This is a genomic window from Muriicola jejuensis, from assembly GCF_010671595.1.
GTDB classification, from domain to species: domain Bacteria; phylum Bacteroidota; class Bacteroidia; order Flavobacteriales; family Flavobacteriaceae; genus Muriicola; species Muriicola jejuensis.
On sequence record NZ_JAABOP010000001.1, the window covers coordinates 1044878 to 1061049 of the forward strand.

12 protein-coding genes are annotated in these 16172 nt (G+C 50.3%); 2 read left to right on the plus strand and 10 right to left on the minus strand.

Annotated elements, in window-relative coordinates; genetic code table 11:
* Nucleotide 1: 1 nt before the first annotated feature.
* From GWK09_RS04640 to hemH, 8 genes are all read right to left on the minus strand, one after another.
* Entirely contained in the window at nt 2–784 is a 783-nt protein-coding gene (locus GWK09_RS04640; protein ID WP_163691829.1) for an enoyl-CoA hydratase/isomerase family protein, read from the minus strand.
* Between the two features lie 2 nt (nt 785–786).
* Nucleotides 787–2205 (minus strand): sensor histidine kinase, encoded by a 1419-nt coding sequence (locus GWK09_RS04645; RefSeq protein WP_163692502.1) that lies wholly within the window; start codon nt 2203–2205, stop codon nt 787–789.
* 139 nt (nt 2206–2344) lie between these two features.
* On the minus strand, nt 2345–2893 hold the full coding sequence (locus GWK09_RS04650) for a CopD family protein (RefSeq protein WP_163692503.1): 549 nt from the start codon (nt 2891–2893) through the stop codon (nt 2345–2347).
* 5 nt (nt 2894–2898) lie between these two features.
* A complete protein-coding gene (locus GWK09_RS04655) occupies nt 2899–6027 on the minus strand; it encodes a WD40/YVTN/BNR-like repeat-containing protein (RefSeq protein WP_163691830.1) in 3129 nt (1042 codons plus the stop codon).
* Between the two features lie 83 nt (nt 6028–6110).
* Nucleotides 6111–9242 (minus strand): WD40/YVTN/BNR-like repeat-containing protein, encoded by a 3132-nt coding sequence (locus tag GWK09_RS04660; protein ID WP_163691831.1) that lies wholly within the window; start codon nt 9240–9242, stop codon nt 6111–6113.
* 181 nt (nt 9243–9423) lie between these two features.
* Nucleotides 9424–9975, minus strand: coding sequence for a porin family protein (locus GWK09_RS04665; protein ID WP_163691832.1), 552 nt, complete (start codon nt 9973–9975; stop codon nt 9424–9426).
* Between the two features lie 82 nt (nt 9976–10057).
* Nucleotides 10058–11446, minus strand: coding sequence for an MATE family efflux transporter (locus tag GWK09_RS04670; RefSeq protein ID WP_163691833.1), 1389 nt, complete (start codon nt 11444–11446; stop codon nt 10058–10060).
* Complete coding sequence (gene hemH / locus GWK09_RS04675; RefSeq protein ID WP_163691834.1) at nt 11446–12477, minus strand: ferrochelatase; 1032 nt, start codon at nt 12475–12477, stop codon at nt 11446–11448. The genes GWK09_RS04670 and hemH overlap by 1 nt, the downstream gene beginning before the upstream one ends.
* Nucleotides 12478–12641: 164 nt before the next feature.
* On the opposite strand from hemH, the gene GWK09_RS04680 reads away from it, so the two are divergent.
* The gene (locus tag GWK09_RS04680; RefSeq protein ID WP_163691835.1) at nt 12642–13712 is read left to right on the plus strand and encodes a mechanosensitive ion channel family protein; all 1071 of its coding nucleotides are present in this window, start codon (nt 12642–12644) and stop codon (nt 13710–13712) included.
* A gap of 126 nt (nt 13713–13838) precedes the next feature.
* Complete coding sequence (locus tag GWK09_RS04685) at nt 13839–14681, plus strand: N-acetylmuramoyl-L-alanine amidase-like domain-containing protein (protein WP_163691836.1); 843 nt, start codon at nt 13839–13841, stop codon at nt 14679–14681.
* 19 nt (nt 14682–14700) lie between these two features.
* Here the strand turns inward: GWK09_RS04685 and GWK09_RS04690 are convergent, their stop codons facing one another.
* Together GWK09_RS04690 and GWK09_RS04695 are read right to left on the minus strand one after the other, a co-directional pair.
* On the minus strand, nt 14701–15078 hold the full coding sequence (locus GWK09_RS04690; protein ID WP_163691837.1) for a VOC family protein: 378 nt from the start codon (nt 15076–15078) through the stop codon (nt 14701–14703).
* Between the two features lie 97 nt (nt 15079–15175).
* Nucleotides 15176–16063, minus strand: coding sequence for an AraC family transcriptional regulator (locus GWK09_RS04695; RefSeq protein WP_163691838.1), 888 nt, complete (start codon nt 16061–16063; stop codon nt 15176–15178).
* Nucleotides 16064–16172 lie beyond the last annotated feature (109 nt).

Sequence of the window (16172 nt, forward strand, 5' to 3'; positions counted from 1 at the left end):
GTCAGGACCCTTGAAACGAAGCTTTTCTCTTCTCCAGGAATGCCGTGGTACCTTCTTTGAAATCGTCTGTGCCAAAGCATTGCCCAAAGGCATTGATCTCTACTTCAAATCCGTGAACATCATGTTTAAAACCCGCATTTATCGCTTTTATTGCCTGACTGATCGCCATTGGAGAGTTTTTTGCGATCTTTTTAGCAATGTCCGTACAGAAATCGAGCAGTTCTTCCGATGAGGCGATATGATTGACCAGGCCGTATTCAATCGCCCTTTCCACATCGATCATCCCACCGGTCATGATCATTTCCATAGCTCGCCCTTTCCCTATCAACTGGGGGAGTCTTTGCGTACCTCCATAGCCTGGGATCACCCCCAGGGATACTTCGGGAAGACCCATCCTTGCATTGTGACTGGCGATCCTGAAATGGCAGGACATAGCAAGTTCGAGTCCACCTCCCAACGCAAACCCGTTGATGGCGGCGATAACCGGTTTTTCCAGATTTTCAATGTAATCGAAAAGCAATTCCTGTCCCTGGGCCGCCAATTGCCCTCCCTGTTTGGTGTTAAAATGAGCAAACTCGGAAATATCCGCTCCTGCAACGAATGCCTTGTCTCCCGCACCCGTAAGAATGATCACCCTGACCTTGTTGTTCTTCTGCAATGCTTTGAAGGCCAGGTGCAATTCCTTGATAGTGGCCGTGTTGAGCGCATTCAGTTTTTTGGGCCTGTTGATCGTCACAATGGCCAGGTGCTCTTCAAGTTCAACGAGGATATTGTTGTAATCCATATTTATGAGTTTTGATTTGCTTTTGGGAAACGTACGGTAAATACCGTCCCCTTACCGGGCTGGGAGGTGAGGGTGATGGTCCCTTTATAGGTCTCCACAATATTTTTGACCATCCCGAGCCCCAGGCCCATCCCACTGGTCTTGGTGGTAAACTTGGGCTCGAAGACCTTTTCCTTCACATCATCCGATATCCCTACGCCGTTGTCTGCAACGGAGAGCTTCACATAATCCCCGTCAGAGACCACCGATACGAGGATCCGTGGGGATGGCACATCGGGTACAGCCTGGATCGCATTCTTCACCAAATTGGTGACGACCCGGATCAACTGGGTACGGTCTAATTTCGCAATTATTTCTTCTTCTTCGGAGATAAAATGAATGTAATTCTCATTGAAGATATCCAGGGCCAGTTTGACGGTCTTTACCACATTCAGGGTTTCGTTCTGCTGGGCGGGCATTTCGGCGAAATTCGAAAAGGCCGCGGCAATACTGCTCATCGTGTCTATTTGCTGGATAAGGGTATTGGAGAACTCCTCGATCTTCGTCCTGGCATCCGGAGCTTTAGGATCGAATTTTCTTTGAAAGCTCTGAACCGTAAGTCGCATTGGGGTAAGGGGGTTCTTGATCTCGTGTGCTACCTGTTTCGCCATCTCCCTCCAAGCCTGCTCCCGTTCGCTCCGGGCAAGCTTTACCGCACTTTGTTCGAGTTGATCGATCATGCTGTTGTAAGAGTCGATCAACTTGACGATCTCCTCACTTGGGTTCTTGACGAAGATCTTCTCATTGCGCTTTGCGATGTTGGTGTGGTGCAACTTTTCGGATATGGTCTCCAGGGACCGGGTGATGTATTTGGAAATGAAATAAGCGAGGAAAATAGCCACGATAAACATAATGAAGTACACCCCACCCAGGCGGAACAGGAACTCCCTCAACTCCATACTGTTGAATGAATTATCTTCATAGTAGGGGAGGTTCAGAATCCCAATGGGTTTGAACTTTGGGTCCGTGATGTAGGTGTACGAGGCCTGGAATTTGTTTCCCGCTGCGAGGTTGTCTTCCACCAGTCGTTTGTTCGGGCTTTCCTTAAGGGCGTTCAGGACCTCGGCGCTCAGGCATTCCGAAATAGAGTCATTGTAGAATTTGGGCCTTGAACTTTTGACGAGCTGCCCTTCCAGGTCGTAGATGTTGAAATTCACGTTCTGAACATCTGCGATCCGGTAGATCTCATCCTTGAAGATGAGCCCGAGATTCTCCGCGACCACCGGGTAGGTCGTTTCCTGCAAGGCGTATGCAATACTTTGCTTGACCTGTTCCTCCTTTCGTTCCAGCCTGTCCTGATGGTAGTCCCTGGACTGTTCCCTATACTGATAAATGGTCACTCCTGCGATGAGTACCGAGGCGATCAGCACCAGCAATATCATGGTAACAAAAATCCTGGACCTGAGGGAGAACTTCTTGAACAAGATGCCTTAATTTGAGCTTAAAGATAGCAATAATCGGTCCAAAGTACGCTGTTCCCGCGGGTTCCCCCGCCCAATTGATAAGCTGGGCAGTAATCCTTCAGGCTTCCGGGTTTTTATCCCTGATCCTCTTGTAGAGCCGGATGCCCAGCATCAAAAGAACCGCGAGCAAGAGGATCCCGACCACGCCAAAGATCCAGTCGAACGCGCTCTTGAGGACCACGAGGAAGGTCACAGCGAACAGGACGATGGTGGCTCCTTCATTCCAGATCCGCATAAAATGGGAGGAATACCTGATCTCATCCCTTTGTAATTGCAGGTACATCTGGTGGGTCTTGAGATGATAGGCGATCAGCAAGACGACAAAGAGCAATTTGACGTGCATCCAGGGCTGACTGAGCCAGGACGGCATAAGGAGCAGCAACCAGAGGGCAAAAAGGGTACACAGAACGGCCGAAGGCCAGGTGATAATGTACCAAAGCCTTTTGGTCATCAGCTTCAGCTGATACGTGAGAATGGTCCTGTCTGGTTCCGGTTTTTCTGAGGCCTCTATGTGATAGACGAACAACCTGGGGATATAGAACAAACCGGCAAACCAGGTGACCACAAAGATCAGGTGCAGGGATTTGATATAGTTGTAATACTCCATCTTCCTCAATACACTTGGATGGCGCCAATACCAGATTGCCACAATTCCTTGTTATAGGCCGGAATGGAAGTCTCGATAATGCGTTGTGCACGCGATCTCAACCCCGCCCATTGGGCATCCAGTTCTCTTTTCCGGTCCCGGGATCCCTGGTTGATCCTGGGGATCTCACTGTTAGTTAAATTGATAAGGTAGATGTACTCTGCCGTGAATTTATTGGGAAAGTTCTCCACATCGTCATAGGCCTGAGATTTTCTCTGGATCATGTCCTCATCCCATGCCACCAGTTCCGCCAGCAATTTTCTACCCGAAGCTTTCAGAGGTCCTTCCTCAAGACCTTCCAGGAGTGACCTTAATTGAGCTTGCACCTTGAAAAGCCGGTTTACCGTCTTGTGCATGGCATTGAGTTCCGTCTCCATGGCCGTCATAAAATCGTCGTACTCGCCGTACTCCGCTTCAGTCACCCCGAAACCGGGGGTTGGGAGGATATTCCCTTTGGTGATCGCGGTTTGATCTCCCGTGCTCAGGCGGATCTCATAAGTGCCCGGAGAGGCCTTGTGACCGGTAAACCCTGCTTCCATGTACGCCCCGGGGATACCTTCCATGATTGGATGATTCAGGTCCCATACAAATCTGTTCAGCCCCTTGTCTGTTGACAGGACTGGTTTCGGGGGTGGCCCGCCTCCATTGTGCTCCTGGTAGGTAGAGTCTTTTACGGAAGTGAAAGTCCGGATAAGTTTGCCCGCTTCGTTCCTGATCTCCATGGTCAGCGGGGTGTTCTCATTCATTTCTGGCAATTCGTAATACAGCACCATTCCGTTCGCCGGATTCACTCCCTGGGTGGGATGGGTTCCTTTGAAATCCTTTGCATCTCCACTGAGGGGACTACCCCAGGAAGCGTTCAAGGTGTCCTCGGGGCGATAGATCTTCAGTCCCTGTTTGCCCGGCTCGTACTGGGCCAGGGCAGCCAGGTCGTCCAGTATCCAGAAAGACCGGCCTGAAGTGGCTACCAGCAGATCCCCCTGATGGACCAGAAGGTCTGTTATGGGCGCATTCGGCAGATTGAGTTGGAAAGGCTGCCAGGCCTGACCGTCATTCCAGGAAATATAGATGCCCTTCTCGGTTCCTGCGTACAGCAGTCCCTTTCTGGAGGTGTCCTCCCTGACGACCCTGGTAAAGGATCCATAGGGTATCCCGGAACTGATATTGGTCCATGTCTTTCCGTAATCCTCGGTTTTGTACAAAGCTGGGGTATGGTCATTGAACTTGTAGCGGGTTGTGGCGATATAGGCGGTTCCCGCATCATGGGGGGAAACTTCGATCGCATTGATAAGGCATTCCTTCAGACCTTTAGGGGTAACGTTTTGCCAGTTCTCACCACCATCCCGGGTGAGATAGACGAGTCCGTCGTCACTCCCGGTCCAGTACACTCCCGACTCATGGGGTGATTCGGTCATGTAAGCAATGGTCCCGTAATTCTCCGCTCCAACGGCCTCAACGGTGTAAGGGCCACCCCCTTTTCCTTGTTTTTCGTCCATGTTCCGGGTAAGGTCAGGGGAAATTTCCTCCCAGGTAACCCCCATATCCCTGGTGCGGAGTACGAGCTGTGCACAGTGAAAGAAGGTATTTGGTTCGTGCTGGGAACGTATGATGGGTGCATTCCAGTTAAACAGGTATTTCATGTCGCGGGCAGCCCTGCCCAGGTACTGAATGGGCGCGGCTACGATCTTTGTCGTAGCCTTGGTCTTGACATCCAGCAGGTCTATATATCCCAGGTAGCTTCCCCCCATCACATAGCGCGGATCATCCGGGTCGAAGGCGAGAAAAGCGCTTTCACCTCCGGCCGAATAGGACCAGTCGCGTTCCCCTATTCCCCCTCCGGAAAGGGATAGATGCGCGATCCTGACAGAGGTGTTGTCCTGCTGCCCTCCATAGAGGTTGTATGGGAACAAACGATCCGCGTTCACCCGGTAGAATTGTGCCGTAGGCATGATGTCAAGGGATGACCAGTTTTTCCCGTAATCAAAGCTTATGGCTGCTCCCCCGTCATCTGCGATGATCATATTCCTGGAGTCCGAGGGATTGATCCAAAGATCGTGGTAATCCCCGTGTTTGCCTTCGATCTCTTCCCAGGTCTTACCCCCGTCAATGGATCGCAAGGCCTGAGCGCTCATGACATAGACCACATGCTCGTTATTGGGGTCCGGGAACACCTCGATATAATACCAGGCCCGCTGTACCAGCCTGTTGTCCCCGCTTACCATCTTCCAGGATGCCCCGGCATCTTCCGAGACAAAAAGTCCGCCCAGGTCCTTATTCGAATCACTTTCAACCAGGGCATACACTTTCTGTGGGTTGGCCTGGCTCACCGCGATCGCCATTTTTCCTTTTTCCTCGGGAAGTCCGTTATGGATCTTCTTCCAGGTTTCACCCCCGTCCGTAGATTTGTACAGGCCGCTGCCCTCACCCCCACTGATCACCTTATCCGGCGTCCTTTGGTGGTGCCACATACTGGCGTAGATCACCTCCGGGGTAGACCAGACCATGGAGAGTTCATTGCACCCCGTAAGGTCATTGACATAGAGGACCTGTTTCCAGGTAATCCCCCCATCGGTACTCTTGTAGATCCCTCTGTCTTTTGTGGGCCCGTATAAGGCCCCCTGTGCCGCCACATATACAATATCCGGGTTTGTTGGATGGATAAGAATACGTGCGATATGCTGTGTCTTCTCCAGCCCGATCTTCTTCCAGGTGCGGCCTGCATCAGTCGACTTATATACCCCATCTCCATAGGAGGTCATTACCCCCCTTACGGCGTGTTCCCCCATGCCACAATACACGACATTCGGGTTGGAAGGGGACACGGCCACGGCACCAACCGATCCCATTTCAAAATAGCCGTCAGAGATGTTCTCCCAGCTTACACCAGCGTCCGTGGTCTTCCAAAGGCCCCCTCCCGTGGTGCCCATGTAATAGGTAAGCGGGTCTCCGACAACTCCGGTTGCAGTCACGGAACGCCCACCTCGATAGGGGCCGATATTTCTGTATTTCAAGGGCTGAAAATAGGATTCTGCTGTTTGACCTACCAGGGCTGTGCTGACCGCAAACAGGAAGAGAAATAGATGTATAGATCTCATAAGGGTATGGGGTGTTTTCGAGTGAGTGGTTAAAATATCCCGACAGGCCCATGCTTTTCCCACAGGCCTGTCAGGATACCATTCTATTCTTCTACAAAAAGGTAATTCAGTTTAAGGGTATTGAAAGATTCGTTAAATGCCTTGATCTCCTCACTGACCAGTGTATCGAACTGGGTCAGTTGTTTCTCAATCTCAGCGGTAAGTTCGTTCTTGACCATCACATCCTGGGTGGTAGGATGGAAGTCGTCTATGGATACCAGGCTGTTCAGATGAGCGAGCTTATTGGTCAACTTGATGGGAAAATTCAAAGGATCCTGCCCGCTCCTGTTCTGTGTCTGGTACAAAGCTTTCTCCACAGACTCCAGATCTGCCTTCAATTTTTTCGCCTTTTCTACTAGTTCTTTCGTAGATGTATCCCCTTTGTACTGGGTCATAAACGCATCGAGTTGATCCTTGATGTTCCGGATCTTCTTGATAGATCCATGAGCCTTGTCTACCGTTTTATTGATGTCCGAAATGAAGTCGTATTGCTGCTGCATTTGGGCAACCGTGGCTTCTGCCCGCGGATCCGGTAAGATGGTGAATGGCTGTGATTGTGTTTTCCCGTTGACGGTCATATGCACGCGATAGTCTCCTGGTACTGCCTTGGGGCCATCGAGGCTCGCCCACCAGAGGATCATCCCTTTGAATTCCTGTGCTCCCTTCCCACGGGTATCCCAGACGTGTGTGTTCCCGCCCGACTTTACCTTGAGTTTCTGGTCGTTTTCTTTGGCGTAGGTACTATAAGTGGCCAGGGTATCTCCGGCTGGAGTAGTGTACGTCAGGGCGATGCTATCTTTTTCATTCACTTCCTTTAGATAGAAATGCGTGATCACCCCATTGGGATGGTTCTGCCCTTCTGTTTTGGAAGGCGTTCGGGAAGTTCCCCCTTTGGTGCGATAGGCGTCCTTGGGTTTAAAGAGGATGGCCTCCTTACCCGGAGCTCCCTCACTTAATTGATGCAAAACGGTAAGATCATCCAGGATCCATAAACTCCTGCCCTGGGTGGCTACGATCAGGTTGTTATCCTTTACGGCCAGGTCGGTAATTGGGACAATGGGCAGGTTCTGCTGGAAAGGTTTCCAGCTGCTGCCATCATTAAAGGATATGTACATCCCTGTTTCCGTCCCGGCATAAAGAAGCCCTTTTCTTTTTGGATCCTCCCTGACCACCCTGGTGAAATGCTCAGGTGCTATTCCGGAGGTGATCTTCTGCCAGGTTTTTCCGTAATCCGTGGTCTTGTACAAATATGGCTGAAAATCTCCCAGTTTGTAACGCGTTGCCGCCACATAGCAGGTTCCCTCGTCAAAGGCAGAAGGTTCTATGCTGTTCACCATAGACCATTCCGGCATATTAGAGGGAGTCACATTTTCCCAGGTAGCACCTCCATTTCTGGAAATATGGATCAGCCCGTCATCGCTGCCCACCCATAAGAGGCCTTCTTTAAGCGGACTTTCATTCGCCGCGAAGATGGTACAATAGTATTCCACTCCGGTGTTGTCCTGGGTGATAGGCCCCCCGCTGGAGACCAGTTTGTCCGGATCGTTCCGCGTGAGGTCCCCGCTTAGCAGTTTCCAGCTTTGACCCTCATCCGTACTCAGGTGCACATGATTGGAAAACGTATACAATTTTTTGGGATCGTGCTTGCTAAAGATGATGGGGAAATTCCATTGAAATCTATATTTCATGCCTTCCGCCCCATATCCCATTGGGTTGTCCGGCCAAACATTGATCCCTCTGACCGTATTTGTCTTGTGATTAACCCGGGTCAGGAATCCTCCGTAACTGCCTCCGTAAACGATGTCATTGTCCGTAGGATCCACCGCCAGATGGGCAGACTCCCCCCCTGCGGTAGATTCCCAATCCCCCTCTCCTATGGTCCTTTCATCGCTTCGGTGCCTGATGCGAATGGTGGAATTGTCCTGCTGTGCGACGTAGATCCTGTAAGGGAAAGCATTATCCGTAGTCACCCTGTAGAATTGTGCCGTGGGTTGATTGTAATAGGTACTCCATGTTAATCCCCCATCATAGGAGATCTGCGCACCCCCATCATCCCCAATGATCATCCTTTTAGGATTTTCCGGGGCGATCCACAGATCGTGGTGATCCCCGTGAGGGGCATTAAACGTTTCAAACGTCTTACCCCCGTCCGTTGAGCGGTGGTAACGAACATTCAACACATAAACCATATCCTCATCTTCCGTATCGGCATATACCCTGGTGTAGTACCAGGCTCTCTGCCTCAGACTGCGTTCGGAATTCACCTGGCTCCATTTCTTTCCCCCGTCTTCCGAGCGATACAGACCCCCTTTATCCTTGTTCTCTACGATAGCCCATACCCTGTCAGGATTTGCAGGGGAGACCGCTACGCCTATGATCCCCAGGGTATCCGTGGGGAAACCATCATTCTTTGAGATCTCTGTCCAATTCTCCCCGCTGTCTGTGCTCTTCCACAGGGCAGAACCGGCTCCCCCGCTGCTCAAACTGTAGGGTGTGCGTTGAGCTCGCCAGGTGGAAGCATAAAGGATACGCGGGTTGGTGGGATCGAGAATAAGGTCTACGGCTCCCGCCTGATCGTTGGCGAAGAGAACCTTTCTCCAAGTAGTACCTCCATCCGTACTTTTGTAGACCCCGCGGTCCTGAGAGGGCTTATAGATATCCCCCAGAACGGCAGCGTAAACGATATCCGGATTATCGGGATGGATACGGATCCTTGGGACATGCCGACTCTTCTCGAGTCCCGCGGTTGTCCAAGTCTTCCCGGCATCCACGGATTTCCAGAGACCATAGCCTGAGGAGACATTCCCCCTCAGGGTCTTTTCACCTCCTCCTACATAGATAACATTGGGGTCGCTCTGGGCTACTTCTACTGCGCCTATACTCCCTCCGAAGTACCCGTCCGAGATGTTCTCCCAGGTTCTGCCTCCGTCCATGGTCTTCCAGACACCCCCTCCGGTTGCGCCGAAGTAAAAAAGGTTGGGTTGGTCCGGTACACCGGTCACAGCGGCAGATCTTCCGCCACGGAACGGGCCTACGAGCCTGTATTCCATGCTGGAATACAACGCCTCTGGATAAGGGTCAGAGGTCTGTGCCTTTGAACGCCTTTGGGCTTCAATCGTGGTTGAGATCAGGAATAGGGGAAGGAAAAGAAAAAGCAGACGGAAATTCAACTTCATTTTGATTAGTGTTCAGGTTCGTAAGCGCTAAATGTACCAAAAAAGAAGGAAACCCAAAACGCTTTCTTCTCGTAGGAAAGTAACAGGAACCTGTCAGTTTTTAAGCTCTTCTATTTCCCCCTGTCCGGAAATAAAAAACGGGAGCCTAAACCCCCGTTTGATTCTTATTTTTAGCCTGAGATCAGAAGCGGTAACCCACACCGAGTTGGAAGCCTTTGGTCCTCAGTTTGGAATCAGTAAATTCCGGGTCATAGTCGGCTATATTTGCGATTCCCAGGTTGTATCTGGCATCTGCAAAAAATCCTCCGACGATCTCGAATGCCGCTCCGAAATTCAGGCCGAAGTTGATGCCTTTAAGCCTATCTGTCGCAACTGTACCTCCTTCTGCATCTACCAGGATACCCAGCTGCGGACCTGCCTGGATGTTAAATCCTTCAATCAGGTAATATTTGAACATCAAGGGGACGTTTACAAAGCTGATTTCCGAGTTCTTAGCCCCTTCGATAGAGTAGAGCAATTCGGGTTGGATGTGTACGTTTTCCGAAATACCGATATCGACCAGACCCCCGATATACAGGCTGGTAGCCCCGTCAGGGGATAGCCCTTGACCAAAGAAGGTTGTTTTCAGGTTGGAGAAGTTGGCCCCGGCCTTTATTCCAAAGGTGATATCCTGGGCGTTCACGTTCATTGCGTACACGCTAAGGGAAAGTAAAAGAATCAAAACTTTTTTCATGGTTTGTTGAGTTTTAGTAGTATAAAAGTAGGACTTTATTTGATCCCTATACAGAATTTTTGCCTATACCAGGAAAGGCCAGTCAGTCCACACTCCTTTGCAGGGAGGTCTGTACTTCCCTCCTGAGAAAGTAGCCCGTCACCAGGGTAGAAAGGACATCTGCGATGGGAAAGGAAAGCCATACCCCCAATTCGCCAAAATATTTGGGAAGGATCAAGATAAGGGGAATAAAAAAGAATCCCTGCCTCGTGAGGGTGAGCAATAAGGCCGGTATGGCCTTTCCGACGGCCTGGAAATATGCAGCTCCTATGAGCTGTATTGCAATGATAGGCGTTGCCGCAAATACCCATCGCATGGCCGGGGGTGTATTTTCCAAAACAAACAGATTACCGGCAATCTCTTCAGCGCCCATATCCGCTCGGTGGCTGAGGAACATCCCTGTGATCTCAGCCGGGAAGACCATCAGGCCGATAAAAACCAATGTGGCCACAACTGAAGCGTAGGTAATGGCAGTATTGATGGATTCCCTGACCCGCGGATACTTCCTCGCCCCGTAGTTATACCCCGCAATGGGCAGGAATCCCTGTGTCACCCCGAAGACCGGGAAGAGGGCAAACATGAGCATTCGGCCGATAATGGCGTAGACAGCCACCATGGATTCACCCCCGAGGTCAAAAAGGATATTGTTCATCAGCAGGTAGGTGACACTGGTTACGGCCTGTCTTGACAGGGTAACGAAGCCGAGTGAACCGATCTCGCTGAGGATTGGGAGGTCGAGTCCGAAATGAGTCACGTCGATCTTCAGCTCGGAATTTTTGGAGAGAAAGAAATACAGGATATATCCAAAACAAAGAAGATAGCCCCCCGTAGTAGCCCAGGCTGCCCCTTCCATCCCCCAATCGAATATATAGATGAACACGTAGTCCATCACGAGGTTTCCCACGGAAGGGATGATCATGGCGATCATCGCGAATTTCGGCTTGCCTTCGGCTCGAATAACCGTATTCCCCATCATACACAAGGCCAGAAAGGGAACCCCGTAGAGGACGATGGTGTAGTAGATCTTGGCTGGTTCGAAAATAGCGCCTTTTCCCCCGAATGCCGGGATCAGATCATTGGCAAAATACAGGCCAAAGCCCACCATGGTGATCGTCACCAGGAGGGTAAGCGTGATCTGGTTTCCAAAGGTTTTCAGGGCCTTCTCCGTGTGATTGGCCCCCAGCGCACGTGAAATGATGCTGCTCCCGCCTATCCCTATGGCCATACCCAGGGCGGCGATAAAGAAAGAGACCGGTAAGACCACATTGATGGCGGCTATGGCGATGGAGCCGATCCAGTTTCCTACAAAAATGGTGTCGACCAGGATGTTCAGGGACATGACCAGGATCCCGATAGAAGCCGGCACTGCCTGCCTTATCAGGAGCCTTCCGATGGGTTCTGTACCCAGATCATCCGCGGTGACCCTGGCCATCAGACGGGAAGGATGTGTTCAGTTTGCCAGTCGCGTATCCAGGAAGCCATAAGGGCGACCCAGTCGTCCCTTTCATTGAGACAGGGGATATGTTTGTAATGCTCTCCGCCTGCTTCCTCGAACTGTTCTTTTCCTTCCATCGCGATCTCCTCCAGTGTTTCCAGACAATCACTTACAAAGGCCGGAGTGACCACAATCAGCCTTTTTTTCCCTTCTTTTGCCAGCCTTTCAAACTCGTAGTCTGTGTAGGGCTTTAGCCATGGGTCACCGGCCAGACGGGATTGGAAGGAAGTGCTCACCTTATCTTGGGGAAGACCGAGGGCTTCCACGACGAGGTCGGTGGTCTTGTAGCACTGGTGCCTGTAACAGGTATGATGGGCCACAGAATTCACCTTGCAGCAGCTCCCGTCTATCTTGCAGTGAAAGCGGGTTGGGTCTGATTTGCGGATATGGCGTTCCGGGATGCCGTGGTAGGAAAACAGCACATGGTCGTAATCAAAATCCTCCAGACCTTCTGCTATACTCCTGGACAGCACCCGGATGTAATCGGGGTTGTGGTAGAATGCAGGGAGCGTGGTGACCTTTATGGAAGGGAAGTGCTTCTGTTGCTCTTCCAGGGCCTTTACGACCACGGTCTCGTAGGAAGACATGGCGTAATGCGGATACAAAGGCACAAGTAATACCTCATCCACGCCTTGGTCTGCCAGTTCCTGAAATGCCTTTCTGATGCTCATGCTTCCATATCGCATCCCCAGGGCTATTGGGAGGTCTGTCTGAGCCCTCACCTTTACAGCAAAGTGTTCTGAGATCACGATCAGGGGAGAACCTTCCTCCCACCAAATTTTCTTGTAGGCCTTGGCCGATCTCTTGGGCCGGGTTTGCAGGATAATCCCCCGAACCAAAATATTGCGGAGGATCTTTGGCACATCGATGACGCGCTCATCCATGAGGAACTCGTCCAGATAGGGTTTGACGTCCTTGGCGGTAGGGCTGTCCGGGGAACCCAGATTCACTAATAAAACTCCTTTCAAAGCATAATTTTTTTTACACGCTCAAAAATACTACTTGTACCTCAACTGGCCAGCAGAGTCCTTCATTACTTTCTTTATTTTAAAATAGAGAATGCTGATTCCCCATGGTATTAAGGTGATTGTTCCGTAATTTCCAAACCTGTCAACCGAAAACCATTTTCCCAATGAGAGATGAAATCATGAAAATCCCTTCGAACACTTCTCTTTTCTATGTCTTTGGAGGGTTACTATTACTGGTGCTGACCTATTTTGCCGCGGTCATCCTGCTCAGGCGGCTGGGCAAAGACCCTCAGAACCTATTGCCCCCGGACACGATGAAGAAGGTTTCCCTTCCCCTGATCTTTATCCTTTTTTCCTTTCTTCTGAGGATGGGTTCTCTTCGGGAGTTACTGGGATTGGATGACTACGGTTATATCTTCCGCAAATCGAGCACCCTCCTCTTTATCTTTTCATTTACCTGGCTTCTGATCAAGGTGATCAAACTCGTCAAGCAACTGGTGATACAGAATTACGACGTGAGTTCCACTGACAATCTCAAGGCCCGCAAAGTGTACACCCAGTTCACCATCCTGGAGCGAATCTTCATCTTCATTATTACCATCATGGCCCTGGGTATCGCGTTGATGAGCTTCGAGGAGATCCGGGAAATAGGGATCAGCATTTTTGCCTCGGCGGGGGTTGCCGGGATCATTATCGGTTTTTCAGCCCAGAAGATGATAGGGGCTATTTTAGCGGGGATACAGATCGCCCTTGCCCAGCCGATCAAAATTGACGACGTTGTGGTCGTGGAAGGGGAATGGGGCCGGATCGAACAGATCACCCTGACGTATGTGGTGGTTGCGATCTGGGACAAAAGGCGACTGGTCTTACCGACGACCTATTTTATCGAAAAGCCCTTTCAGAACTGGACCAAAACTACGGCGGACATCCTGGGGACCGTCTTCCTGTATACGGATTATCGCCTCCCAATTGAACCCTTGAGGGAAGAACTCGGGCGAATTCTGAAAAATACCGACCTGTGGGATGGGCAGACTCAGAACATACAGGTGACCAATGCCACCGGAACACATGTTGAGATCAGGGCGCTGATGAGTGCAAAGGATTCCCCCACCGCCTGGGACCTGAGAGTACACGTACGTGAAAAACTGATCGCCTTCTTACAGGAGAACTACCCCAATTGCCTGCCCCACACCAGGGTATTCATAAATGATGAATTTTCCAAACAAGAGAAATAAGCCTCCCGGCACCTTTAACCGGAAACAATGAACTCCGGGTTTTGGGGTCCGAGGATCAAAGACTTTCTATCTTTGAAATCCATCCTCTCTGAATCCGTTCTTTTTAAATTACATTTGTCTGTGAATATGAAGTCTATTATTCTCTCGAGCTTTGCGTTGATCTTTTCCTGGTGCTGCTCAGCCCAGGATTATAGCTGCTCCCCTGAGAACAGGGAGGCAGTCGCCTCCAAGATTGAAGAGATCCGGGGGATACGGGAATCTTCGGCAGGTGAGCAACTCATCACTATCGGCAAGGCTTTTTTGGGAACGCCCTATGTGGCAAAGACCCTGGAAGGGAACCCTTCTGAAACCCTGGTGATTGATCTTCAGGGGCTCGACTGTACCACTTTTGTCGAGAATGTGCTGGCTTTCGGACTGATCCGAAGAGAAGGTGACCTGACCTTCGATGCCTTCCTCAGGGCCCTCGAAAAAGTGAGATACCGGGAGGGAATATTACAGGGTTACAGCTCCCGGTTGCATTACTTTACCGAATGGCTCGATGACAACGAGGAGAAGGAACTTGTAATGAATATCACAAGTCGGCTTGGGGGCATCGAGGTTCCCAAAGAACTGCATTTCATGTCCCGCCATCGCGATCTCTATCCGGCTCTTTCCAAGGAAAATACCTATGAGGACATGATCCAAATAGAAAAAAAGATCAGCAAGAATCCTATTTGTGTGCTCCCGCTCGATACGCTTGCAGAAAATGAGAACATGCTGGAGTCGGGAGATATCATTGCTTTGGCGACTTCCATAGAAGGTCTGGACGTTACCCATACCGGCTTTGCCATCAGAATGCCCGACAACAGGATCCACCTCCTGCACGCCTCCGCAACAGGAAAGGTGGAGATCTCGGAACTGCCTTTGGTGGATTACCTCAAGAAGATCAGAAATAACACCGGGATCATTGTGGCACGCCCGGTATTTTGACTTTTTGAGAAGGTCGGACCTAAACGATCCGCCACGGTGGATTTTTACGGTTCTTTCCCGCGTAATACAGGATGAGCTGGTTCAGATCGGGATCTTTCAAACGAGCCTCCCTCCAGATCCACCTCTTGTCATTGGGCATCTCCTCAAAACGAACCCCTTTCTCCACGAGTTCCTTTACGTATTCATCCAGATTCCGGCATTCGAAATACACCATGATACCATTGCCTTCGGGCAGTTCATCTACCTGGTGAATGGAAAATGTGGCATCCCCTTCCGGGCATTCAAAGCGGGCGTAATTAGGCAGTGCCTTGACGATGAGTTTAAGTCCGAGTTTCTCGTAAAATGCAACGGACTTGCCCAAGTCCAGCGAAGGCACCGTTACCTGGTTGAGGTTCATTACTTGTTTGTTTATTAAAGGTCGTGCCTAAAGATCGAACATTTAACCCAATTTAAAAAATCGCGCGCCGCGTTCCGGGATCTTTTACCAGGGACAGTTACTGAGTCTGGGCCATCAGGTATTTCTTCGGGGTGGTACCGTATTTTTTCTTAAAAGCGGCAATAAAATGACTGGAGGTGCTATACCCCACGCGCAGCCCTACTTCGTTGACATTGTACTGATTGGATTCCAGCATTTTTCTCGCCGTTTCCATCTTGTAATCGAATAGGAAGCTGTAGACCGAGTCGCCATAGATCTGTTTAAAACCTTCCTTGAGTTTCTTCAGACTCAACCCGATCTCCTCTGAAAGGGCCTGTAAGGTAGGAGGTTCTGCCATGCGTTCCAGGATGATATCCTTGGCTTTGCGGATACGCTTTACATTTTCCTCATCCACCAGAAACGGACACTGTTCCTCTACCCCGGGGTCGACGCGGTTGAAACTGAGCGCAATCAGTTCATAGACCTTTCCTTTTACGTACAGGTCGGTGATGTTTGGATGGAGGTTCTGGTTCATAAGTTGACTCAACACGACGGCAATGGCAGGGGTGATGGCTTCCTGGGTGTAGTATTTCTTGTCAGCGAATTCTTCACTTAAAAAAGGGATGTGCTCGGCCTGACGGGAGAACAAGGAATGGAATTTCTGTATGCTCATCACCAGGGAAAGCATCCATGAGCCCGGGTGCAGTTCACAGTTCAGGGGCAGGTCTATCTGGGTGTTGAAGAGCAGGAGGGATTGCTCCGCGGGCACATCCAGGGCGTAGTTTCCCTGATTGAAAATGAACTTTACTCCCCCTTTAATACAGAAATGGAGTTGCAGGAAAGAGCGGTCAATCTTCTTTGTAAATACTTGTTTCTGAGAGGATTCATTCTGAAATTTCAGCATCCGTATCCCGGGTTCCACGAAGGTTTCCAGGATGGAACCTTCAGCGATGTTTTTCTGATCCATAGCGTTCGGTAGTTTGAGGTATTTATTTAGATTCTTTCTAAATAAAAAGAATAAGATAGTCGGATTTCAGGGCAAAAATAAAGGTAATATAGGATTTAGAGGGGCATAA

What these genes read in the sequence shown, in the direction of transcription:
- GWK09_RS04650 (WP_163692503.1), bottom strand. Translation starts at nt 2,893, where the DNA reads ATGGAGTATTACAACTATATCAAATCCCTGCACCTGATCTTTGTGGTC.
- GWK09_RS04680 (WP_163691835.1), top strand. Translation starts at nt 12,642, where the DNA reads ATGAGAGATGAAATCATGAAAATCCCTTCGAACACTTCTCTTTTCTAT.
- GWK09_RS04660 (WP_163691831.1), bottom strand. Translation starts at nt 9,242, where the DNA reads ATGAAGTTGAATTTCCGTCTGCTTTTTCTTTTCCTTCCCCTATTCCTG.
- GWK09_RS04690 (WP_163691837.1), bottom strand. Translation starts at nt 15,078, where the DNA reads ATGAACCTCAACCAGGTAACGGTGCCTTCGCTGGACTTGGGCAAGTCC.
- GWK09_RS04670 (WP_163691833.1), bottom strand. Translation starts at nt 11,446, where the DNA reads ATGGCCAGGGTCACCGCGGATGATCTGGGTACAGAACCCATCGGAAGG.
- GWK09_RS04685 (WP_163691836.1), top strand. Translation starts at nt 13,839, where the DNA reads ATGAAGTCTATTATTCTCTCGAGCTTTGCGTTGATCTTTTCCTGGTGC.
- GWK09_RS04665 (WP_163691832.1), bottom strand. Translation starts at nt 9,975, where the DNA reads ATGAAAAAAGTTTTGATTCTTTTACTTTCCCTTAGCGTGTACGCAATG.
- GWK09_RS04695 (WP_163691838.1), bottom strand. Translation starts at nt 16,063, where the DNA reads ATGGATCAGAAAAACATCGCTGAAGGTTCCATCCTGGAAACCTTCGTG.
- GWK09_RS04640 (WP_163691829.1), bottom strand. Translation starts at nt 784, where the DNA reads ATGGATTACAACAATATCCTCGTTGAACTTGAAGAGCACCTGGCCATT.
- GWK09_RS04645 (WP_163692502.1), bottom strand. Translation starts at nt 2,205, where the DNA reads ATGATATTGCTGGTGCTGATCGCCTCGGTACTCATCGCAGGAGTGACC.
- GWK09_RS04655 (WP_163691830.1), bottom strand. Translation starts at nt 6,027, where the DNA reads ATGAGATCTATACATCTATTTCTCTTCCTGTTTGCGGTCAGCACAGCC.